We start from the raw sequence: 23,688 nt of genomic DNA on the forward strand, positions 1-23,688 counted from the left end.
GAATGTCGATGTCTAGTCAGCAGGTTGAAGATAATACCAAAAATACGCTTATCCGGTTCATTTTACAGCAGACCAAGAATGGGCATCTGGAGAAGGGAGAAGCTCTGCAATATCTTAAAATATTGGACCACTACACTCAGCCTCAGGTGAGTGAAGATATTGCAATTGTTGGTATGGCATGCCGTTTCCCTGAGGCCGCGAATAAGGAGGATTTTTGGCGGAATATCAGCGTTGGGCGTGACAGTATCGGCGAATTCCCCGAGCGGAGAAGGCAGGATTTGGCCGCCATCGGTGGAGAGGAAAACCGCCTGTTCCAGGCCGGATTTCTTGATCGGGTAGATGAGTTTGATGCGGCCTACTTTACGATCCCTCCGCTGATCGCCCAGCACATGGACCCTTACCAGCGGCTGATGCTGGAGCTACTGGTTGAAACCATCGAAGATGCGGGCTACCAGCGCCATGACCTGCATGGCAGGCCGGTCGGGGTATTTATTGGTAACGATCATGCTCACCGAATGACGAATAACTATTTAAATTTTATTGATTTTAATGAGCGAGACTTCAACTCGCTGACCGGATCATGGTCTGGGCTGCTGGCGGGGCGGTTGTCATACCAGCTTAACCTGAAAGGGCCGGCTCAGGTCATTGATACTGCCTGCTCATCCGGGCTGGTGGCGTTAGATGCGGCGATAAAAGCCTTGCACAACGGAGACTGTGAGAGTGCACTGGTAGGTGCCGCCAACCTCTTCTTTTGCCCCTGGAAAAGTGTGGTGGGCGATATTGAAAGCGAGAGTGATGATTTCCGGGTGTATGCGTTTGATCGGCGAGCCAGCGGCTCCAGTTGGGGGGAGGGGGTTGCAGGCCTGCTGGTGAAAACGCTCTCGGCTGCCCGGCGTGATGGTGACAGCATTTACGGAGTGGTCAAAGGAATGGCGGTGAACTGTGACGGCGCTACCAGCGGCCTGACGGCGCCCAATGCGCGTTCCCAACAAGCGGCGATCGTGAAAGCCTGGCAACGTGCAGGGGTGCAACCGGAACAGATCTCCTATATCGAGTCTCAGGGAACCGGTAGCCATTTGGGGGATGCGATTGAAATCAAAGGGTTGAGCGGCGCATTTGCGCAGTTCACCACCCGCAGGCAGTTTTGTGCTCTGGGCTCGGCCAAGCCGAATATTGGCCACACGGTGGCCGTTTCAGGGTTGTCGGGGGTGATCAAAGTGTTGCTCAGTATGCAACATCGGCAACTGCCCCCCAGCATTCATTTCGACGATCCTAACGAGCATATCGATTTTTGCCAAAGCCCGGTGTTCATCAACGATCGATTGCAGGCGTGGGAGGCTGACGGGTTGCGCTATGCTGGCGTCAGCTCGTTTGGACTGACGGGAACCAATTGCCATGTGGTACTGGCCCAGGTGGAAGAGCCCGCAACCGTGCCTGCTGTTGACCAAGATTGCCTGCTGCCGATTTCAGCCCGTAATGCTGAACTGTTACAGCAAACGATTGAACGCTATCTGGACTTTTTACAGCGGAAGCCTGGCGTCAGACTGGAAAATCTGTGCTATACGGCGAGTGTAGGGCGAGAGCATCACACGCTGCGCTGCGCGATAATAGCGGCTAGTTTGCCGGAGTTGCAGATGCGGCTTGAACAATTGCTCACGTTTTGTCGCGAAAGAGCCGAGTGCCAGGGTGAGGGGGGAATATTCACCACGTACTTATCAGCACCAACGCTGCCGGCCGGACGGTCATTGTCAATGTTGACGCAGATAGCGCAAGAATATGTATCCGGTGCCACGGTCAAATGGCATGAACGGTTTGAGAGCGGCGCTTATCAACGGGTGCATCTGCCCGCTCAGCCATTTATCAAGGAACGGCACTGGCACAAGAATCAGCATTCTGCCGCGGTTGCGCAGCCACAAGCACAGAGTTTGCAGGCTCAGAATATCCCTGAGCTGCTTACGCTGGCACTCTATTCGGCTTCTCGGGTAGAGGCCAGTAGCGCAGAGCTACCGACGCAGTTGGAGCAGGTCGTGGCCTTCATCCTCTGTGAAACGCTAGGTTACTCTTCGATCAGGTTGAGTGACGGCCTTTATTCTGTGGGCGGTGACTCGATCAGTGGTACAAAAATACTATTTATTATCAATGAGATGTTTGATATTCAGGCGAAGCTCTCCGATCTGTTGGCCGCAGAGTCATTTCAGCAGTTTGTTGCCTGTCTGGTGGAGCGCTATGGCGTGCAGCAGATGTTCAAGCCACAAACCGCAATCAAGACATCCTCGCCAGCGCAGGGCATTGTTCCGTTGTTTCGGGCGGCACATTATCCGCTGTCCAGAGCGCAGAAGCGCATGTATGTGCAGGCTACTCTCAATCCTGATTCGATAGTTTACAACGTCAACTCCCTGGTGGCGCTGGCGGAAATGCCTGCGGTGGCGACGACCGATCGTCTGATTCAGGCGTTGATCCAGCGGCATGAAATCTTGCGGACGGGATTTGTTGTGGATGGTGACAATATTGTGCAGGTTGTGCACGATGCGCCGCCTTTTAACACTGTTGTCATTGATATCAGCCAAGAGCCGGGAGATCCGCAACAAGCCCTGCAAGAGGCGGTAGCCGCGTTTATTCGCCCGTTTGATTTAACGGCGCCGCCGTTAATCCGGCTGGCGTTGATTAACGCGCCAGAGGATCGGCACTATATGTTGCTGGATATGCACCACATCGTGACTGACGGAACCTCCATGGGGATACTGATTAGGGAGTATTTACAACGGGAACAGGGCGTGGCTTTGCCGCCGCTTCCCTTCCAATATAAGGACTTTGCCGCCTGGGACCGGTTGCAGAATGCTCAGGCCAGCTATCAGGAGCACGCCAGCCACTGGCTGACTCGCTTTAAAGGCGAGTTGCCCGTGACCGAATTGGATACCGACTATCCACGCCCGGCGGTGCGTGATTTTCGCGGCAACAGAATGTACAGCCGGTTGGATAGCCCCCTGACCGAGCAGTTACAGGCGTTGGCCACCGCTCAGGGATGCTCGCTGTTTATGCTGTTACTGGCGGCCTTCCGGGTGTTGCTGTTTAAACACGGTGCGGGGCGCGATCTGGCCATCGGAACCACCGTCGACGGAAGAAATCACCATCAACTCAATGCGTTGGTGGGCATGTTTATCAATACCCTGGTGCTGCGTGAGCAGGTGGTAGACGAAGAAAGCTTTGTCGATTTACTGGCCAGGGTGAAACGTAATACGCTGGCGGACTTTGACCACCAGTATTATCCCTATGAAGATCTGGTTGACGCTTTGGAGGTGCGCCATCAGCCGGACAGAAACCCTCTGTTCGACATAAACTTTACCCTGCACAGCATCGATATGGGGCTGTCTGACGCCAGCGTGTTAACCACCGTGCCGATCGAAACCCAATGTGCGATGTTTGACCTCTCTGTCGAATGTTTTAACACCCGTGATGGCCTGGAAATCAAGTGGGAATATGCCACGGCACTCTATGCCCCTTGGCGCATTGAACAGCTTGCTGTGCATTATCAGCGAGTTTTGCGGGCGATTGTCGCCGAGCCCACCATCACGCCGCGCCAGCAGTCTTTGTATGCGCCACAGGAATACGACCACTTACTTCACCAGTACAATCAGACCCATATGCCCTATCCGCAGGTGGCGATTGGTACGCTGGTGGCTCAACAGGCTGCGCGTCGTCCAGAGGCCATCGCGTTAACCTGCCAGCAACAGTCGCTAACCTACGCAGAGTTGAACCGTCGGGTGAACCAGCTTGCGCATGAATTGCTTGGCCGTGGCATTGGCTCTGGGCAGATTATTGCCCTGTGGTTTGAGACGTCTATTGAGATGGTGGTGGCGATCCTGGCGGTGCTGAAGACCGGCGCGGCTTACGTGCCCATCGATATTGCCAATCCCGAAGAGCGTTCCCGCAATATTATTCAGGACTCCGGCGCTATCTGGCTGTTAAGCCACGCCGGGATAGCCCCATTGGCGGTGCAGGGATTGTCGCTGCTGTTGATCGATAGCCTCGATGTCAGCCACCAGCCGCTGGACGAGCCAGAAGTGCCCGTCTCCGGCGAGAGCCTGGCTTATGTGATGTATACCTCCGGGACGACAGGCCAGCCTAAAGGGGTGATGATCCGCCATAAAAGCATTGTGCGGACAGTTTGTAACACCAACTACCTGACGTTGACAGAGCAGGACACCTGCCTGATGGTGGCTAATTACGCCTTCGACGGCTGCGTCTTTGACTTATTCGGTGCCTTGCTGAACGGTGGGAAGGTGATCCTGCCCAGTAAAAATGAGGTACTGGATTTGAACAACCTGGCTCAGTTGATTGAGCAAAGAGGAGTGACGGCTTTCTTTATCACCACCGCACTGTTTAATTTACTGGTAGAGCAGCAATTGCCCAGTCTGCGCGGCGTGAGAAAAATTCTGTTTGGTGGCGAGGTGGCCTCGGTCAGACACGTCAGCGAGGCGTTGAAATACTTGGGGCCAGGACGGTTGATCCACTGCTATGGCCCGACGGAGACAACGGTCTTTGCCTCAGCTCATGTTATTGAGCAGTTAACGCCACGGTTGAACTCTATCCCTATCGGCAAACCAATTGGTAATACTCAGGTTTACTTATTGGATGAGTATCAGCAACCGGTGCCTTTAGGGGGCACGGGCGAGATTTATCTGGGTGGCGAGGGGTTAGCTATTGGCTATTTAAATCGTGAGGCACTCACGGAGAAAGCGTTCATCAAGGCCCCGTTTAACCAAGGGCAAAGGCTCTATCGCAGTGGCGATCTGGGCCGCTGGTATCACGATGGCACGCTGCTTTATCTGGGCCGCAGAGACAATCAGGTGAAAATCCGAGGGTTTCGCATCGAACTGGACGAAGTTCGCAGCACCCTTTTACAGTTTAGCGGGATAAAACAGAGTCTCGTCCAGGCGGTAAAAGACAGTTCTGGCCACCCGCAGTTGTGCGCGTGGCTGATGGTGGACGAGCCTGACGCTTTTGATCGGCCACAGTTGCTGGCGGAGCTACGCCGCCGATTACCCGCCTATATGATCCCGGCGGCGTTAATCACTCTAAAGGCGTTTCCTATTAACCCGAATGGTAAAGTAGACTTGAAAGCCTTGCCAGAGGCGAATTTCAGCGAATTGGCCGAGGCGTACATTGCGCCGGAGACGGAGACTGAGGAGGTCCTCTGCGCTATCTGGCAGAGCCTGCTGAATATTGAGCGCGTCGGCATTCGCAGCAATCTGTTTAATCTTGGTGGTAACTCGATTCATATCGTTTCCCTGCTTAACGCGATCCGCACAAGGTTCAATATCCATTTTGCCATCGCTGATATCTACCAGAACCTGACGGTAGCGGAACAGGCGAAGTTAATTGATGAGCTGACGGTTGCGCCGCAGGCCGAATGGGTAGAGGAGTTTTAACATGCTGACGCTGCTCAATAGGTTAAAACAGTCTGGTTACGCCGTCTGGACAGAAGACCATAAGATTAAGTTAAGCCGGGCAGGTGGGGAGATTGAGGACGAGGTGCGCGGGCAGATCCGTGCCAGCCGGGAGCCGCTATTGGCCTGCCTGGAACATAATCACATCAGGTCGAAGTCCTGTTTTGAACAACGGAATATTTTTAGCGTGCTCCCTGAGAAGCCCAGGGCCACTTTCGCCCAAAAACGCCTGCTGTATCTTGAACAGTTCAACCAGCAGACCGACGTTTATAATATTCCCGTGGTGCTGGAGCTGTTGAGTGGCCTTGACGTGGAGGTATTTAAAAAGAGCATGGCGGCGATTGTTCAACGCCATGAAATATTGCGAAGCTATTTCCAGTTCAGCGAGCGTGGGCCAGGAGAGGTCTATTTAAAAATCGCAGATACCCCTTTCGGCATTGATGAAAAAACCGTTACGGCGGACTCGTTGCAGGCCACATTATCGCCACTGCTGGCGGTGCATCATGAGTTGGCATTACGCCCACCTTTGCAGGTGACCCTGTTGAATGTCGATAACGGCCGCAGGTTGGCGGCGATCGTTTTTCACCACAGCATCTTTGATGGCTGGTCGCTTGAGGTATTTCTTCATGAGCTGGTGCAGCATTGCCTGCACTACCAGCAGGGTGACCCCTTGACCTTGCCCGAATTGCCCGTGCAGTATCGCGATGTCAGTGAAGGGTACATGAACCGGATGAGTGGTGAAGTTCTGGCACATCACTTAGCTTATTGGCGGGAAAAACTGAAAGATCACGTAGCGCTGAGGTTGCCCACCGATCGACCATGCCCGACCATGGTGGACTATCGCGGGGCCGATTTTTTCTTTGATTTGAGTGCCGACCTCTCCCTGCGCATCAGGGAAGCGGCAAAGCGCTACGGCGTCAGCCTGTATACATTACTGCTGACTGGGTTCAACATTTTGCTGAGTAAATACACCGGGCAGCAGGACATTCTGGTGGGAACGCTGCTGTCCAACCGTCACCATGCCGAACTCACACACTCAATCGGCTACTTTGTCAATGCGCTGGCGGTACGCAATCAGGTAGAGCCTGAAAGTACCTTGCAACAACTTATTATTCAGGTGAAAGAAGAACTGGTACAAACACAGACCTACCAAGAACTCTCTTTTATACACCTGGTGTATCTGCTCAACATAGAGCGTTCTACCTCACAGAATCCGGTGTTTCAGGTACAGTTCACCGTACAGGGGTTTGGTGCGCATGATGTGGGGGAAAATACGCTATTCAGGGCGTGGCCGGTGCAAAAGCGTTATGACGTCATCCGGTATGACAGCCGTTTAGAGCGTAAAACGGCACCCGCGCAGGGAGAGTATCCCTTTGATGAGGCCATAACCTATCACTCGGCATGGGCTGAAGATATTGATGACCCGGAAAAAATTCGCTGGTGGCCGAATAACGAACAGTACGATGAGGCAGAATATAAGCTCAATCTGTTTATTGATGACTCTGGGGAAGCACTACGCTGCAATCTGAACTATGCCATGAGCCTGTACGAGCGGGCGACCATTCAGCGACTGGCTCACTATTACTGCCGTATCATGGTGCAGATCGTCGCCAATCCGGTCTGCAAAATCAAAGATATTCTCCTGCTGGATCGGGCAGAACAGCAGCAGGTAGTGCGTTATCCAGCCTTAGTGGAATATTCAGAGGGAAGTGAACCGCTGTTGCATGCCCGTTTCTCAGAACAGGCCAGGTTATCACCCGATAAGATCGCATTGTTAGCCGGTGAACAGCAGATGACCTATGCCGAATTAGAGCAACGTTCTAATCAAATGGCTCGTTATTTGCGGCGACGGTACTTTGCACACCAGGACCATCAGCTCAACGTGGGGGCGCTGATAGCGCTCCAGGCCGAGCCTGGGCTGGAAATGATAGTGGGGCTGCTTGGCATACTGAAAGCCGGTGCGGCTTATCTGCTTATTGCACCCAACCTTCCGCCTGAACAGGTGCTGCAGAGGCTGCATGAATCCGGGGCCGCCATGCTGTTAACGCAGCCTGATGTTCTAACGGCACCGCAGCGGCACGATTTAATTGGCGTTGAATTGGGCCATAGGCATTATCGTGTGGAATCAACCGAACCGTTGATACTCACACTGCAGGCAGAGGGCCTGGCCTGTATCTGCTATCCGCCAGCGATGCCGCATTCGCTTCCCGGTGCGACATACTCTCACCGCAATATGCTGCAACAGTTTAGCCATGGTGCTAGCTGCTTTGCCGTTTCTGCTGATGATACCTGGCTTCTGGCCCATGCGGCAGCAGCGGGGGATGGCCAATGGGAACTTTGGGGGGCGTTACTCTCCGGTGGAACACTGGTTGTTCCCGGTTTTCTGGAGCTTGAGGATACTCGGTGCCTGGTTCAATTGTGTGAGCGGCATCGTGTGTCAATGTTAAGCCTTACGCCCTCGGCCTTTATCTGCTTTAGTCAACGGGCCATTGCGGCAAATAGCCCGTTGTCCGCGCTTCGCTACGTGATTTGTAGCGGAGAGGTGTTAAATACCGCTTGGCTTATGCCGTGGTGGGAGCACTATGGTGATACCTCTCCAGAGGTGGTGAATATGTACCGTGTTGGTGCAGATTTTGTCGCGATGAAATCGCTTTCCCCCGAGCAAGCTGGTGAATACAACAGCGTGGGCAAGCCTTTGGCCAGCGCAGCCGCCTGCATTCTGGATGCCGAATTAACACCAGTACCTCTTGGAGTAACTGGCGATCTGTATCTTGGGGAAGCCTTTTCTTCAGAAGTGCCGCTTCATGCGTTTGTGCCAGGGGTGCCTGGCAAAATAGCGTGGCGCAAAACCGGCGACCGGGCCTGTTGGCTAACCCATGGCGAACTTGCTTGGCTGAGCCGTGGGGAGGCCACAGATATACCCGGCGGATGGCGACAGACCGCGGAAATTGAACGCTGTCTGGCCTCGTTTCCTGGGCTTGACTATGCGGTGGTGGTGGCGGGGAAGTCTGCTGATACTTACCCGTTTTCAGCCTACTGTCTAGCAGAGCAACCGCTAGTGATGGATGAGGTGACGACCTATCTTGGTGCCAGTCTACCCGGCAACATGGTGCCGATTGCTGTTTGTCAGATAGAAGAATTACCTCTGGATACCTATGGGCGCAGGGACGATCAGGCACTTTTCGCCTTGCAGCCAAAACGGCCCTCGGTGACGCCATTTATTGCTCCTGAAGGCCAGCGGGAGCAGTATCTCGCCAGCGTTTTTTGTGAAGCGTTAGGGGTAAACCAACTGGGTAGGGATGATAACTTTCTGCTTTCTGGCGCCAGTTCATTGAATATGATCATGGCATGCCATCGCCTGAATAAAGAGTTAAACCAGCATGTGACGTTAAAGTCATTATACCAATATGCCACCATTGCTCGCCTGGCCAACTATTTGAACCTGCATGGTTCTGGCCAAGGTCAACTTGATTAAGAGTGATTATGAAAAAAATAACCTTATTTGTACTCCCCTATGCGGGGGGCTCGGCCTATGCCATTTACAATAAGTGGGCGATGTTATTAGGCGAGCGCATTTGTCTGTTTCCGCTGGAATACGCTGGGCATGGGATGCGCATGGCGGAACCTTTTCATCAAAGTATTGATGAGGTTGTCAAAGATCTCATGCTTAAAATCTCGAAAGCGATCGCTACCGGAACCCCATACGCCCTCTACGCCCACAGTATGGGGTGCATTGTTGCCTATGAATTGCTGCGAGCTATCGATGCCGCAAAGCTGCCTGCCCCTTTGACGGTTTTTTTATCTGGGCGCAAACCCCCAGATTATCATGAGGCTACTCAGTACCATGCATTATCTGACGCGGAATTTTTAGCTAAAATAAAAAAAATAGGCGGTACTCCACAAGAGTTTTTCGTCATGGAGGAACTGGTTAAAACGTTTCTGCCGATCTTGCGTAGTGACTACAGCCTGATTGAGCGTTATTGCCTGCTAATGCCAATATGCCCAACGACCTCAGATATTGTCTATTTCTTTGGTGAGGACGACGCTCTGGTGACGCTGGAGGAAGCTCAGGCATGGCGTCACTACACCAAGGGACATTTTGCTCAGCATCATTACCCCGGAGGCCATTTTTTTATTCACCAGCACTACCCGGATATCTGCAGCAGAATAGGCCAGAAATTGCTAGGGTAATAGCGCCCGTTCGTTTTACCCAGAGTTACATTTGCTTAAACAGGCATTGAAAACTGCGGCTAACGGCGAGCTTGGTGGAGTTGTTTTTCAGATAGACATGCATCCTGCCGGTAAAGTCACGCTTAACTTTATCAATCTGGGAGGTGTTGACCAAAATACCACGGTGTATCTGCCAGAAGAGCTGCGAAGCCAGTTGGCTATGAAGCTCTTTAATGGAAGTGCGGATAATGTACTCGCCTTTGGCCGTGACTACCGTGGTGTACTTATCTTCTGCCTGAAAGAAGTAAATATCATGGACAGAAATAAGATGAATACTGTCTTGCTGGCTGGCTTTGATCCATTCCAATTTAGGGGGCGGTGTTTCCAGTTGTAATTTTGCTATAAATTCAGACAGGGTATTGCTGGAGAGGGTGGGGATATTCTGCCCATGGCTTTTCTGCAGCAAACGTTTTTTTACCCGTTCAAGGGTCAGCTCAAGGCGCCGGGTTTCAATCGGTTTAAGCAGATAGTCGATAGCCTCATGTTCAAAGGCCGCTACCGCATATTGATCGTACGCCGTAGTGAAAATAATCAGCGGGCAAGGGTTGTGGGTGGCGAGTTTTTTGGCCACGGTTAATCCATCCATCCTGGGCATACGAATATCTAAAAAGATAATATCGGGCCGATATTTATCTATCATCGCTAGCGCTTCTATGCCATCGCCAGCGGTGCCTTTAATTTCCAGCGAGGGCCATAGTTCAGAAAGGTTGTAATCTAAATGGCGGCGGAGCAAGGGTTCATCGTCAATGATAAGTGCTGTGCAGTGTTCCATATTCAACCCATATTAATGATGTGTGTCAGGTGTCCACCTTTGCAAGCCAGCGCAGGGGGACGTCTCTTGCGATAATCCATCTCTTCACATTAATGATTCTACAGACCGGCAACGCACTTCGTTTTCAACAGGTAACAACAGATAGGCGGTAACACCCCCCATGTCGTTTTCGATAATCCTGAGGCTGGCTGAATCGGCGTAAAGACTTTTTAACCGACTGTGTATGTTGTCCAATCCGACGCCAAACCCTTGATGTATGCTGTTTCCCAAGCCAATTCCGTTATCTTCAACGGTGATTAGCAGCTTGTCCGGGGGATGATTACTGACGTTGATATTAAGCAGCCGATCACCCAATGTGCTGGCAACACCGTGCAAAATAGCGTTTTCAACCAGAGGCTGCAACAGCAGCGGCGGGAAGTTTTGCTCCAGGTTAACCTCTTCGGCGATGGTGACGTTGACGTTAAGCCGGCAACCTAGCCGTATCTTTTGGATAGCCAGATAAGACTGACAGAAACTCAGTTCATATTTTAACGAGACCTGATCTTCTCGCGTATGCTTTAAATTGTGCCTGAGTAACAGCGTCAGGTGATCCAATAAATGGCTGGCTCGATCAACGTCTATATACATCAATGCCTTAAGATTTGCCAGGGTGTTAAATAAAAAATGGGGCTCTATTTGAGATTGCAGCAGACGTAGCTGGCTTTGCAGTAACTTTTTATCTTTTTCTGCCTGTTGCAATTGCGCTGTTTTCAACTCGGTACGTATATTCAGCTTTTGCTGTTGGTTAAAGAACATAAATATGATCACCACGCTGGCCAGGAGCGCATAGAGCAAGGTTTGGCTTAGCCACCCAGAGAGATCGCTGCCGGTTAATACCAGCAAGGCGATGGTGAGCAAGGTTCCGATGATAAAACCGATCAGTGAGGAGATATTGTAATTGAGTACGAGCGAACGCCCAGGGAAAAGTTTATGCCAAAAATGGATGCTGAAGTGAATACAGACCCCATAACAGTAGGAAACCATAAAAATACGCCAATCTGTTGCGTCGGAGTCGTAGGTCGACATAAATATAATGATGGCCACCAGCGTGCAGGCAAGCAAAGTAATGAGAAAACCACCAGCCCAGGTTCTCAGCTCAAGAATCAGAGCTTTCATCAGAATGTTCCCTCCAGCATAAAGAAAATCACTTTATCATCAGGCAGATGGTTAAAAACAGAACCCCGTTTACTCCCATACCACCGGCCTCCGAGTTCCCCCCAGTGGCCATCCGCCCATTGATAACGGGCTCTTACCGTAGCAATAGCCCCTATATCTTCCGGGGCTATGGTGAGGTCGGCTGAGGGCTGCCACTGTTCTCCTTCATAGCGAACATGGAGCAGCAGATTGTGCCGTACCAGATTTTGCGTGGTAAAAAAAGAACGCTCGGCGGATAACAAACCATATAGGTCACCGGTAGCCTGCTGTTTTTCCCCTGCGGCAATCAACTTACGCCACTGGCTGTGGCTTGGGCTGCGGCCATCGTACCAGTATTCGGTAAGCAAACTTATCTTATTTTGAAAGTTATAGTTGATACCAGACAGCCACTGTAGTGCATTTTTTCCGGTGTCCGTCCAGACCGGAGCCCCGTTGGCAAGATAGTTCTCTCCGTTGACCCCGTGGTTCAGTTGAGTATATTCACCCTGCCATAAGGCAGAGAAATGTATGGAAGAGGCTTCTCCTAAAACGGTCACTGAACTCCCGCCAACTGACAGTTTTCGTTTGTCATCCCAATAGGTAACGCCCTGCAAATCCCAACCGTTCAGCAGAACATAGTATTTAATCCCCCCTCCCTGATAGCGGGGAGATCCATCATCCTGCTGGCTTTGACTATCAGACAGGAGGACGGTCCAGGAACCGGTATCGGTATAATGTTCCACGCTGGCTATCCAAGCTCCTTCTTCAATCTGGACACCGATTGGTTGGCGATCGTAGGATTTGATAATATCCAGCGGGCGATAAGAGTATCCTACCCCCCAGTCCAGGCGTTTTTTACCGAGGGTAAAATCCCAACCCCAGAAGCTGTCATCGACATAAGCTTCGGTCAGGATAAATTCATTTTTAGTCCCCTGGGATTCCCAGCGCCGGCCGGTTGTCGCTGCGGCACGCCAACCAAGGTGTTCAACACTGAGATCTAAAACCGACCAGTAGGCATTTTGATCGTGGTCTTCGAAAAACAGGTTGTTATCCGCGGAAGATCTTGCAAAAGAAGAGCGGTATCCCAACAGCCAATCAGCGGCCAGGACGTTGGCCGAAGATAAAAGAAGACACAGACATAGAATAACTCGTTGCAGCCAGACAAGCATAAGCACTTCTCAATTAAGTCACTGTATGCAGTTTAACGGCTTGTTTTTACCCTACCCCCATGATGCGATGAACAGGCATTTTATCTGATTAAATGTTATTTCATGAGATAAACCAAAGTATAAGGGGGGCATCCAAATCTGTATGCTTCCTACCTGTCTCAAGCTGGGGTGTCGCGGTATTGAATGTGGTCATACGCATCGATAACGGATTATTGACGCCAAAAAACAGGAATTACTCACACTGCGCATAATATTCATTAGTAACTATTACCTTTCTACTTCTTTCAATTCAAAACATCCTGTAATCTATTAAGAAAATGCTAAGTGTGGAGGATGTATGGCAGGGAAGGCCGTGATTTTACAAGGCGACAAACCTCTCATGGTGGTGTGTCGCTTCAGGGGGCGCCCGTCATGCAGTTTCGCGGTACCAACGTAGCGCTGGTGGGGCATTTGGTCTCTTGTTCCCAATGCAAAGGCGTTTTTCCTATTGTGACGGGGCACCCACTGTACAGGTTAGCGGGTTGCCCTTGGCGCTGGAAGGGATGAAAACCGCCTATGGGGCCGACTTGGTTGCTTCACAACATGAATGTAACGCCTGACGACAATATCGTTCAGTGCTAATCACTCTTGCCGGAATGGCAGGAGCACCGGGAGCAAGGATGCAGTGGCCACGTTAGATACCTTAGAGACCGATCCAGTCGTTTTTCAGCCAGCTCTTCGCTGTAATGGTCAATATTTTTTGTGCCAGTTGGCGGGCCGTAAACTGCTTACCGGCGTTCATTTGTAACACGTTGATTATCATCTGAGGACGGCTAGTCATATGTACGCCTGCGGTTATATGAATCGCACGAAAAACTGTGTCTGCTCTGCAATAAGTGATTGGACAACTCCTGTAAATAAACGCAATTTACCTTCCTGGCTTACATACATAAAGCATCGATTTCTATTCTATTAACGTGGTGGGTAACAATTGAATTTCATAACTTTTGCAAGAAAAATCGCAATAACATCAGTTTATTACCTGATTCAATTCTACAATATCGATTGAAACGTTGCAATCAACCATCTCCAGCGTTCCTGTCAGTCGTTAGAGGAAACACTGACGATTGAGCAAATTGAACTCAGGGAAATAAGATGGGTTCAACATATTGAGATGGCGAGTGAAATATTAAAAAAGCTACAGTGCTTTTGATGTCGGTCTCCTCAACCAGTTCACGATAATCGATATCATGAATGCACAGTATCTGGTAAAAACGTTGTGCCAGTCGTTTTGGTGTTCCCCATGTCCGCGGGTACAACATCCCCTAAACAAATGGCATCGTTGAGCAACTACATTACCACTTGTGAAGAATGACAAAAAATGGGTGAATTGACTCAGGATAACAACGCGAGCATTAACCACTGGCGTTGTTAGCTTACTTAAGCCCTCAGTGAGGCGTACCTATCACAAAATCAGCCCAAGCCCTCATCATTGGCCATCGTTTGTTCCAATAAATCAGTACGATGATAAGCTGCTTCAACCTTGTTTTGCACCGTATGCGCTAATGCGCGTTCAGCCAAATCCCGAGGGTAGCTTTGCTCACCGCACCAGTCTCGGAAGCTAGAGGCTGTTGCCACGCGCCCTGGCTTATCACTGAGCGTTTCGACACGGCGCAAGAACGAAGTTAATACCAGATCAGATAATAATGATTGGTTACGGGGGGAGGGGAACACCAACTCGTCATGCAATCCCTTCATACCCTCCAGGAGTTCAACAGCCCTTGGTACCAATGGAACCCGGTGGATGATGCCTGCTTTCATTCGTTTGGTAGGGATAGTCCAGACAGTAGCTTTTAAGTCAATTTCAGACCACTGACCCCCTCTGACCTCACCCGAACGGCAAGCTGTTAGGATCAGCAACTCTAATAGCGAACGGATTAAATCGAAACGTCTGGCATTGCGCAGATGTACAGCGACAAAGTGTGGTATATCTCGCCAAGACATTGCAGGTTGGTGTTCTGTTCGAATCGTTTTGCTAGGCTGCTGGGACAACAGATGGGTAACAACATCGACAGGGTTTGCCACGCAATGACCATGCGCCCATCCCCAGGCCATTACAGCATGCAAGCGTTGTTTCACGCGGCTGGTTGTTTCTGGGATCGACAACCAAATCGGGCGCAAAACCTCGGCCATATACGCAGGTGTAATTGTGTCCAGTGGTAATGAGCCGATGGAAGGGAAGGTGTACTGTTCTAGGCTGTGTCCCTCAATTACATATCCGTCGTAAAAACAGCCAGATACAGCCCAATTGAAGCATCGATAGGTAGCTCCTCGCCGTTTTTTCATAACGCGTCGCTATGCGGCGGTTTTCTTTCAATAGACCAAAGCTTCTTTCTACAACATTGCGCTTACGATAAGTCTCTTTATCAAATCGGGTTCGTCCATCTGTGCTGGCCTTTTCATTCGACTTATACGGAATGACGGTCTTGATACCACTCAGTTTTAAATTGCCACGTAATGCCTTGTTTGAATAGGCTTTATCAGCGATAACGGCCTTGCCTCGACGCTTCATAAAACCATTTTTTCTAAGAATGCCGATACCATCTAATAGCCGTAGCGTAAACTGACTTTCATGAGCTTGACCCGCACTTAGTGCGATATTTAAAGGGAACCCGTTTCCGTCAGTTGCCAGATGGATTTTGGTGCCATAGCCGCCTCGTGAGCGACCCAGGCCATGATCACTGGTGATATCGGGATGTTTTTTTGGGCACCAGCAGCACAACGCATTGCACGAATATTGCTACCATCCAGAGAGATAGCTGATCAGTCGAGCAGCTTATGCTCATCAAGAATGGAAAGTAACTTATTGAATATAGAGTTAATGATGCTTTTTTTGCCCACCGGTTGAAACGGTTGTAGACGGTTTTCCATGGCCCATAGCGTTCGGGCAAATCACGCCAGGGAGCCCCAGAGCACAGAACCCAAAACATGCCATTGATGACTTTATGGTGTTCAATATAAGGATGCCCAGGGCGCTGAGAGCGTTCCGGAGGTAATAATGGCAGGAGCAGTGCCCGCGCTGCATCAGGAAAATCGTAGCGAGCCATAGCGATAACTGTCTGATAATTAGGTGGTTAGAATACCATTTTTAATTGAGGGACACAGCCTAGTGTGGCTATCCATTGCTTCCCGTGTTTATCATTTTTCCAGCCGGGTAATAAATCCAGGTGAACCTGACGCGAAGCATCAGTAAATGTCGGGATCACGGGTTTGTCTGCTGTAACAACCTTTTTGAACTCCAGCGGATCGACCCCGTTGGCGAGTTGATCGCGCATAGCATGTGCTTGTTTGCCTGCTTCAGCGATACTGACTTCGGGATAGCTGCCTAACCCGGCATTGCGGCGCTTTTTAGTCGTCGGGCTAACATAACGCAGAACCCATTTACCATGACCTTTGCTGTTTGAAGGGTGCAACGTCAGGCCGGTGATACCACCGTGCGGCAAGGGTTTATCGTCCGGTTTAATATTCCGGGCTTTGGTATCGGTGAGGAGTGCCATCTGTAAAATCCTTGAGATGTCAGTATGCCATCGAGTATGCCATCAATGGTTGATTTTGGTTAGGTGCGGTTGTGCGAATTTGAGAGGATTTATTTTTAATTTATTGTTTTATAATTATATTTTAAGATTAATTGCGTTGGATTGTGTTGTTGACAGGCGGACTGCTCCTCCGCCATATTATGACCCCAAGCTTATAATAAGCTTGGGGTTTTTCGTTTTTAACGTTTCTCAGTATACCATTGAATGTTGATTGTAGTTGCTCTTGCTTAACTGGTATTGGGCGAGTATATGAAGGAGACGTTATTCAGGGTTCGATTCTTTGATTCCATTGATGGGCAGGTAGTAGGGGATTGGTGTGAGATTGGGAGACTAGCCTCCTCCACGTTCAGCGGTTTCCGTTTCACTCAATGTGGTGGTTTCCACGATAACAGCCAGCCGGCCACTGTTCACTGTTTTTATCTGCACCCGGCACTGGTTTCCCCTCTGTTTTAGCCTGATTGCGCCAATTATAGAGAGTCGTTTCCGTTATCTGCCCATGATGCGTGATGAAGCTAATCTGTTCTTCCGGCTGTTCAATCGGCGTTACGAGAAAGCGAGCATCATTCTGACCTCAAACATTGGTCCATCCGCACAATCCTATACCCCTGACACGAGAGGAAGCGCTGCCTGATCGGCCCACCAGACCTCATTACCTGTCTTGGTAAGGTGAGAAACCACAGCCACAACGGCAAATCCCCAGGTTCTGCGAGAGAGCTCACAATTCAATCATTAGTCCACAGAATGATCATTGTCATCGTTACTGACTGAGAGTAACGTTGTTGGTAATCTGGTTTAAACCAAATGGATTAAGTCATGGAGAACAACTCAACCGTAGAGCTGGCCAAACACAGGCTCAATGAGTGGCTGAAACAGGGTATTGTCTCCCCTGGCAGTAAATTGCCTTCTGAGCGCGAACTGGAAGAGCTGCTGGGAATTAAGCGAATGACGCTGCGTCAGGCGCTGCTTTATCTGGAAGGCGAATCGAAAATCTTTCGTAAGGATCGCCGCGGCTGGTTTGTTGCGTTGCCGCGCTTTAATTACAGCCCGAATAGTTCCACCAGTTTCAAACAGGCGGCGATGGATCAAGGACGCTTGCCTTCCTGGGGCTACCTGGCAAAAGAGTGCGTTTGCACCGCGCCACCGGAGATTTTGTCCCTACTCGAGGTTACAGAAGGCGCTGAGCTTTACAAGATCTGCGGCTGGGGGGCATTGGATAGCCACAAAGTGTTCTATCACGAGACCTTTATCAACGCCCAGGTTGCCCCCGGCTTTATTGACGAACTGGGTGAGCGCTCGTTTGCTGAAGTCTGGGCGGCAACCTTTGCCAAAAAAACGCACACTCGGCATCTGGAATTTAAACCGACCCGTCTTTCGGGGGGGGCCTGCCAAGGGATGGGCGGTACGGCTGGAACCCCTTCCATGCGGGTAAAAAAATATCGGGCCGATGAACAAAACCGCATCGTGCAAATCGATATCGAGTATTGGCGTTTTGAGTCCGTGGAATTTTTTATCGACCTATAGGGGGCATCATGGATCGTTTACAAGCTAACAAGATTTTGCAGCGTGTAGCAGATATTCCACTGTATCTGCATGCCTATGCTTTCCATCTGAATATGAGAATGGAAAAGATACTGCCTGAAGATTTATTGACTATTGCCAGCGAGCAACGGTTGAGGGGCGTGAAGATCCACGTGCACGACGGTGAAAGCCAATCTTTAGGCTGCGCGAGTGATGAACAGTTGGGCCATTTTGCTGACAGAGCACGCCAGCTAGGATTGGATATACATATTGAAACCAGCGCCTCCGATGCCAAAACTCTCGATCAGGCGGTAGCGATTGCTATTAAATCCGGTGCTTCATCCATCAGGTTCTATCCGCGCTATGAAGGGCATCTGGATGACGTGATACCGAAAATTGCACTTGATATTCAGTATATTAAGAACAACTACCAACATAGTGGCCTAAGTTTTACCCTTGAGCAACATGAGGATCTGAAAAGCCATGAGTTGATGAGCCTGCTTGCCGAGGCAGACTTCCCTCAGCTTTCGCTGCTGTTTGATTTTGCCAATATGATCAATGCCAACGAAGAGCCTCTTTCTGCCTTGGCCACGATGGCCAGCCAAATCACGCAAGTGCATATTAAAGATGCGGTGATCATGCACGAAGTTAACGGGTTAGGCCACAAAGCCTGTATCTCGGGGCAAGGGGATTTGCCGTTCAAGGAATTGCTATTGCAGCTTATTTGCCTGGGTGAAAATCAACCGCAGGTTATAGCTTATGGCCTGGAGGAAGAAGTGGACTATTATGCGCCACCGTTCCGCTTTAATGGTGAAGATAATAACCCGTGGATACCTTGGCGAGAAATGAGTGAAACCCCGCTCCCTGAGCAGGATATAGACTTAAGACTGGATAAAGAGCTAAACGACGCATTACAACAAATAAATTATGTCCGTGAGATTCTCAATGAATTAAAACAGGACGCATTAGCTGTATTAAAATAATTAAACACTAACCAACCAGGGCGAAGCATCTCATTTGAGATGACTTTATCGAAAACTGCCAATAACACCACGATATCCAGTGGTGAGGTGGAATTATGCTAACAAAAAAGAAGTGGACTATATTTAGTCTGTTAGTTCTTTGCGGCGGGACCATTTATAAACTGCCGTCATTAAAAGATGCGTTTTATGTCCCCATGCAAGAGTACTTTCATCTTACCAATGGTGAAATTGGTAATGCGATGTCGGTTAACTCCATCGTTACCACGATAGGTTTCTTTTTATCTATCTACATCTCCGATCGTTTACCCCGCCGGTTTACCATGTCGCTCTCATTGATTGCGACCGGGTTATTGGGCGTTTATTTATCCACCATGCCGGGCTACTGGGGCATACTGTTTGTATGGGCACTGTTTGGTGTCACCTGCGACATGCTGAACTGGCCGGTGTTGTTGAAATCGGTCAGTTTACTGGGTGACAATACTCAGCAAGGACGGCTGTTTGGCTTCTTCGAAACTGGGCGTGGCATTGTCGATACGGTGGTTGCTTTTAGCGCACTGGCAGTTTTTGCCTGGTTTGGTGGTGGGTACTTAGGGTTTAAAGCGGGTATTCTTTTTTACTCCTCCATTGCCATTCTGGTGGGCGTCGTTCTATTCTTTGCCATGAATGGCCGTGCGGAAGAGCCAGCGGCGAAAAATGAGCAAGACAAGACTGAAAAAGCCGGCTTCGGCAGTATATTAAAAAATAAAACGGTCTGGTTAATTGCGTTTAGCGTGTTCTGTGTTTATGCCGTGTATTGTGGCCTCACCTTCTTTATTCCGTTCTTAAGTGATATTTATGCACTGCCTATTGCGTTGGTTGGTGCCTATGGGATCATCAATCAATACTGCCTGAAAATGGTGGGTGGGCCGATCGGCGGTTTAATTTCCGATAAGGTTTTGAAATCGCCTAGCAAATATCTGTTCTATACCTTTATTATCAGTGTAGTACTGTTGCTGGTTCTGATTATCCTGCCCCATGAACAGATGCCGGTCTATTTAGGTATGGTGTGTACTCTGGTATTTGGTGCGGTGATATTTACTCAGCGGGCGGTGTTCTTTGCCCCCATTGGTGAAGCAGGGGTCAGTGAGAAAAACACCGGTGCTGCGATGGCTCTGGGTAGCTTTATTGGCTATGCGCCAGCCATGTTTTGCTACAGCCTGTATGGCCACGTGTTGGACGCAAACCCAGGGATCGTGGGTTACCAGATTGTCTTTGGATTAATGGCGGTGTTTGCCTGTGCCGGCATTTGCGTTTCGGCTCTGCTGATCATGAATATTCGTCAAGGACGCCAGGCTTCAGCGTTGCCATCTGCGTGATTTAAAATATATAAATTGATTGGATGCCGTGCATTTTCCCTCACCTCGCCCCTCTCCCAACAGGGAGAGGGGTTGTGCACCTTGTAACGCATCGCGATCGTTGAATTACAGGAACTGCTCCAACTTTTCCTGCCAGCTACGTAGGTGTACGCCACCCCACTCCCTAACTCGACTGGCTGTTTCTGGAAGCGATAACCAGATAGGGCGTAAACTTCAGCGAACCGATAGAAGGGAGGGCGGATTGCTCGAATCTCTTCAAGGTAAAATTTTCACCATTTCTCTTTATGCATAAATTAGATAACGCTAGTAAATTATGTCATTTGTATTGCATGGTTTTTTAGACGTATAAAAAAGACAGTAAGTTAAACTGATAATTAATCATTTGCAGAATGATGTTATTTATACAGACAAGGAGGTGGTTTGAGTATTATTTCAGAACTTGATCATCTTCCACCAGAAGCTCTATTACGTTATCAAGAGCAGGTCGAAAAACATGGTCGAATAACCAATATGAAGCGCACATTTAAAAGCATTAATCGGAGAACGCGCCGCACTCTTCTATGCGTATGCCATTTCCGCACAGAATGGCTGCCTGATATGCAGTACATTTTTCGTTAAAATCCTTAAAGATAGCGGTATCTCTTTTGATGAATTCGCCTTCAGCAATAAAGAGACATTGCCGAACGATGATGGCCGGGAAATAGTGCGTATAACCCCTGTGAAATTAATGAAACAATCCTCAACCGGCAGTATGGCGTTCCTGGCTGCTGAAACGCGAAAAAGCGAGGGAGGTCTGCGGGGAAAAGAGCCGTTTGTTGATTTTGTAAGTACATCGTATTCTGCTTATGAATTACTCATGGCAATCTAACCTAGAGACTATTTTATGAAACTGGAATCGCTGGCTTTACATCACGGTTATGTGTCGGAAGCGACGACAAAATCAGCCGCTGTCCCTATTTATCAAACAACGTCTTATACCTTTGATGATACACAGCACGGGGCCGATCTTTTCGATCTGAAAGTGGCGGGTAATATCTACAGCCGTATTATGAACCCAACGACGGCCGTTCTTGAAGAAAGGCTGGCGGCCATTGAAGGCGGTGTTGGTGCTCTTGCCGTCGCCTCTGGCATGGCGGCCATCACCTATGCCATACAGGCGTTGACTGAGGTTGGCGACAATATTGTCAGTACCAGCCAACTCTATGGTGGAACCTATAATTTCTTTGCTCATACGCTACCCCGCCAGGGGGTTGAAGTCCGTATGGCTAGCTTTGATGATTTTGACGGCCTTGAATCTCTTATTAACGATCAAACGAAGGCGTTATTCTGTGAATCTATAGGCAACCCAGCAGGTAACGTTGTCGATATTGCACGTCTTGCACAGATTGCTCATCGGCACGGTATCCCCGTGATTGTGGATAACACGGTGGCTACGCCGGTACTATGTCGGCCTTTTGAACACGGCGCTGATATTGTGGTTCACTCGCTGACCAAATATATCGGCGGGCACGGTACGACCATCGGCGGGATGATTATCGATTCAGGGAAATTCGACTGGGTTGCCAATAAGTCTCGCTTTCGTTTGCTGAACGAACCCGATCCTTCTTATCACGGCGTAGTTTATACCGAAGCGTTTGGTCCCGCGGCTTATATAGGGCGCTGTCGTGTCGTGCCGCTGCGTAACACCGGTGCAGCACTTTCGCCGCATAGCGCTTTTTTACTGCTCCAGGGGCTTGAAACATTGAGTTTGCGCATGGAAAAACATTGCAGTAATGCACTGGCGCTGGCTGTTTTTCTGCAAAATCATCCATTAGTTAATTGGGTTAACTACGCCGCACTTCCTGATAGCCCTTATAAATCTAGTTGTGAAAAAATCACCTCTGGCAAGGCTTCAGGGATTGTGAGTTTTGGGATTAAGGGAGGGAAAGAGGCTGGTGGACATTTCATTGATGCATTAAAGATGATTTTACGGCTGGTTAATATTGGTGATACCAAATCCTTGGCTTGTCATCCGGCCAGCACAACCCATCGACAACTTGATCCAGATGAATTGGCTCGTGCCGGTGTGAGCGAGGATTTGATCAGGATCTCCGTCGGCATTGAGAATATTGAAGACATTATAGAGGATGTTTCACAGGCGCTTCGAGCGGCTCAAAAATAATATCTTGAATTCTCCTTAAGATATGTCATCCACATTTTACATGGGGGAGTTAAGCCCCTTAAATTTATCACTAAGGCGCGCTGCTTTTCATGCCAAGGTGGTGTTGCTGTAATGGCTCACCACCGCTCAACGTTAACATACCGCCAGTTGGTTAATAAAATGACTCGTCACCTTTTGCCAGCTTCCGCAATGAGATCTTCGTCATGTCTCGATGCCCCCGCGCAAAGCTTTTTCCTTTTTGCTGGAACTACCGCATTACGGCGCTTTTTAGTTGTTGGATTAATATAGCGTAGAACCCATTTACCGTGGCCTTTTTTGCTGTTTGAGGGGGCGGCTCGGTAAGTAATGCCATTCGCTGAATCCTTGAGCTGTCAGTATGCCATCAAGTACAATGCAGGCGTAATTCAACCGGATAATAGCTAATCAGGCTCAATGACAGGATGAGCCAAGTTTGTTAAAGAGTGGCAAATGAAAATAGGGACTGAACGGCTCTTGGATGGTGGGTATATCGCTGTACGCTCAGGTAAGATCGATCCAAGGCGCAAGACTCTGGTCTTCCTGCATGGGCTTGCCGGGAGTTCCAGTGCTTGGGATCGCATCGCTGCTCTTGGTTTTTCAGGCTTCAATACGATACTGCTTGATCTGCGGGGGCATGGTATTTCGCATAGATACCAAGCTGTTGACGACTATCGTATTGAGCTGATTGCAAATGATGTCATCCGTGTCCTCCGTGAACTGCACATCACTCAGCCAATATTTGTCGCACATTCTTTTGGTTGCCTGATTGCGCTGACCTGCGTTGCCCAGCGTGAATTTACCAGCAGTAAACTCATTTTGTTATCGCCGGGCTACCCTAGACCTCATTCGGTATTGGCCACGGTGTTAGATTGTTTACTCAAAGCTGCCGCGTGCATCATTCGACGAACCCGTGTGGAACGGCAAGGTGGCAGAGTCAATTATGATAAATACCCTAAAAATACTGACTATAACCCTCGCCGCATGGCAGCGGATATCCATAATACCGGGGGGCTCGTTTATTTGAGTTGCATTCGCTGGGCACTCTCTGCGGATATGACGTCTCTCTTATCGCAGCTTGAGGGTATTTCAGTGCTGCTGGTACACGGGAAACGGGATTCGGTATTCCCGATTCGTGCCGCTCAAAAGATAAAAGATCGCGTGCGCCAATCTCAGCTCGTCACGATCGATGATGGGAATCATGTGTTGCCGTTGACACATCCCGAGCAGTTGCATGCAATCATAACCGTTTTTTTGGCCGAGGAAGATTTTTGCGAAGGAGTGGCGTAA

Annotated in this window: 13 protein-coding genes and 4 pseudogenes; 10 read left to right on the forward strand and 7 right to left on the reverse strand. The window is 49.6% G+C overall.

The features are described 5' to 3' along the window. Positions 1 to 2: 2 nt before the first annotated feature. Genes Z042_RS24575 through Z042_RS13660 form a run of 3 tightly spaced genes read left to right on the forward strand, consistent with a single transcriptional unit; the run spans position 3 to position 9,638 of the window. Positions 3 to 5,429 carry a non-ribosomal peptide synthetase gene (locus Z042_RS24575; protein WP_081758487.1) on the forward strand — a complete coding sequence of 1,809 codons (5,427 nt, stop codon included), beginning with the start codon at positions 3 to 5 and terminating at the stop codon, positions 5,427 to 5,429. 1 nt (position 5,430) lies between these two features. Next, positions 5,431 to 8,922, forward strand: a complete 3,492-nt coding sequence (locus Z042_RS13655; protein WP_024914073.1) for a non-ribosomal peptide synthetase — start codon at positions 5,431 to 5,433, stop codon at positions 8,920 to 8,922. Positions 8,923 to 8,930: 8 nt separating this feature from the next. Continuing rightward, complete coding sequence (locus Z042_RS13660) at positions 8,931 to 9,638, forward strand: thioesterase II family protein (protein ID WP_024914072.1); 708 nt, start codon at positions 8,931 to 8,933, stop codon at positions 9,636 to 9,638. 25 nt (positions 9,639 to 9,663) lie between these two features. Here Z042_RS13660 and Z042_RS13665 read toward each other — a convergent pair whose 3' ends face one another. The 3 genes from Z042_RS13665 to Z042_RS13675 all read right to left on the reverse strand — a co-directional run bounded on the left by Z042_RS13665 (position 9,664) and on the right by Z042_RS13675 (position 12,791). Continuing rightward, positions 9,664 to 10,449 (reverse strand): LytR/AlgR family response regulator transcription factor, encoded by a 786-nt coding sequence (locus Z042_RS13665; RefSeq protein ID WP_024914071.1) that lies wholly within the window; start codon positions 10,447 to 10,449, stop codon positions 9,664 to 9,666. Positions 10,450 to 10,533: 84 nt separating this feature from the next. Then, positions 10,534 to 11,604: a sensor histidine kinase gene (locus Z042_RS13670; RefSeq protein WP_024914070.1), complete on the reverse strand. Its 1,071-nt coding sequence runs from the start codon at positions 11,602 to 11,604 to the stop codon at positions 10,534 to 10,536. Further along, positions 11,604 to 12,791, reverse strand: a complete 1,188-nt coding sequence (locus Z042_RS13675; protein WP_024914069.1) for a hypothetical protein — start codon at positions 12,789 to 12,791, stop codon at positions 11,604 to 11,606. The genes Z042_RS13670 and Z042_RS13675 overlap by 1 nt, the downstream gene beginning before the upstream one ends. Before the next feature lie 411 nt (positions 12,792 to 13,202). Between Z042_RS13675 and Z042_RS26615 the strand changes: the two genes are divergently transcribed. Then, positions 13,203 to 13,337: a PAAR domain-containing protein gene (locus tag Z042_RS26615; RefSeq protein ID WP_236849187.1), complete on the forward strand. Its 135-nt coding sequence runs from the start codon at positions 13,203 to 13,205 to the stop codon at positions 13,335 to 13,337. 136 nt (positions 13,338 to 13,473) lie between these two features. On the opposite strand, the gene Z042_RS26280 is transcribed toward Z042_RS26615, so the two are convergent. From Z042_RS26280 to Z042_RS13690, 4 genes and pseudogenes are all read right to left on the reverse strand, one after another. Beyond that, positions 13,474 to 13,611: a hypothetical protein gene (locus tag Z042_RS26280; RefSeq protein ID WP_162149757.1), complete on the reverse strand. Its 138-nt coding sequence runs from the start codon at positions 13,609 to 13,611 to the stop codon at positions 13,474 to 13,476. A gap of 607 nt (positions 13,612 to 14,218) precedes the next feature. Continuing rightward, positions 14,219 to 15,029: pseudogene (locus tag Z042_RS13680) on the reverse strand (tyrosine-type recombinase/integrase); the annotation flags it as partial. A gap of 7 nt (positions 15,030 to 15,036) precedes the next feature. After that, positions 15,037 to 15,877, reverse strand: a pseudogene (locus Z042_RS25670) (IS5 family transposase). A gap of 60 nt (positions 15,878 to 15,937) precedes the next feature. Next, a pseudogene (locus Z042_RS13690) lies at positions 15,938 to 16,327 on the reverse strand (Arm DNA-binding domain-containing protein); the annotation flags it as partial. Positions 16,328 to 16,850: 523 nt separating this feature from the next. On the opposite strand from Z042_RS13690, the pseudogene Z042_RS26025 reads away from it, so the two are divergent. From Z042_RS26025 to Z042_RS13715, 6 genes and pseudogenes are all read left to right on the forward strand, one after another. After that, positions 16,851 to 16,949: pseudogene (locus tag Z042_RS26025) on the forward strand (ATP-binding protein); the annotation flags it as partial. A 230-nt stretch (positions 16,950 to 17,179) separates the two neighbouring features. Then, on the forward strand, positions 17,180 to 17,887 hold the full coding sequence (locus tag Z042_RS13695) for a GntR family transcriptional regulator (protein ID WP_024914066.1): 708 nt from the start codon (positions 17,180 to 17,182) through the stop codon (positions 17,885 to 17,887). 8 nt (positions 17,888 to 17,895) lie between these two features. Continuing rightward, positions 17,896 to 18,867, forward strand: a complete 972-nt coding sequence (locus Z042_RS13700; protein WP_037407284.1) for a sugar phosphate isomerase/epimerase family protein — start codon at positions 17,896 to 17,898, stop codon at positions 18,865 to 18,867. A 95-nt stretch (positions 18,868 to 18,962) separates the two neighbouring features. After that, positions 18,963 to 20,222 (forward strand): MFS transporter, encoded by a 1,260-nt coding sequence (locus Z042_RS13705; RefSeq protein WP_024914064.1) that lies wholly within the window; start codon positions 18,963 to 18,965, stop codon positions 20,220 to 20,222. 883 nt (positions 20,223 to 21,105) lie between these two features. After that, on the forward strand, positions 21,106 to 22,383 hold the full coding sequence (locus tag Z042_RS13710) for an O-acetylhomoserine aminocarboxypropyltransferase/cysteine synthase family protein (protein WP_024914063.1): 1,278 nt from the start codon (positions 21,106 to 21,108) through the stop codon (positions 22,381 to 22,383). 468 nt (positions 22,384 to 22,851) lie between these two features. Next, positions 22,852 to 23,688, forward strand: a complete 837-nt coding sequence (locus Z042_RS13715; protein WP_024914062.1) for an alpha/beta fold hydrolase — start codon at positions 22,852 to 22,854, stop codon at positions 23,686 to 23,688.

Source organism: Chania multitudinisentens RB-25 (assembly GCF_000520015.2).
Classification (GTDB): Bacteria; Pseudomonadota; Gammaproteobacteria; order Enterobacterales; family Enterobacteriaceae; genus Chania; species Chania multitudinisentens.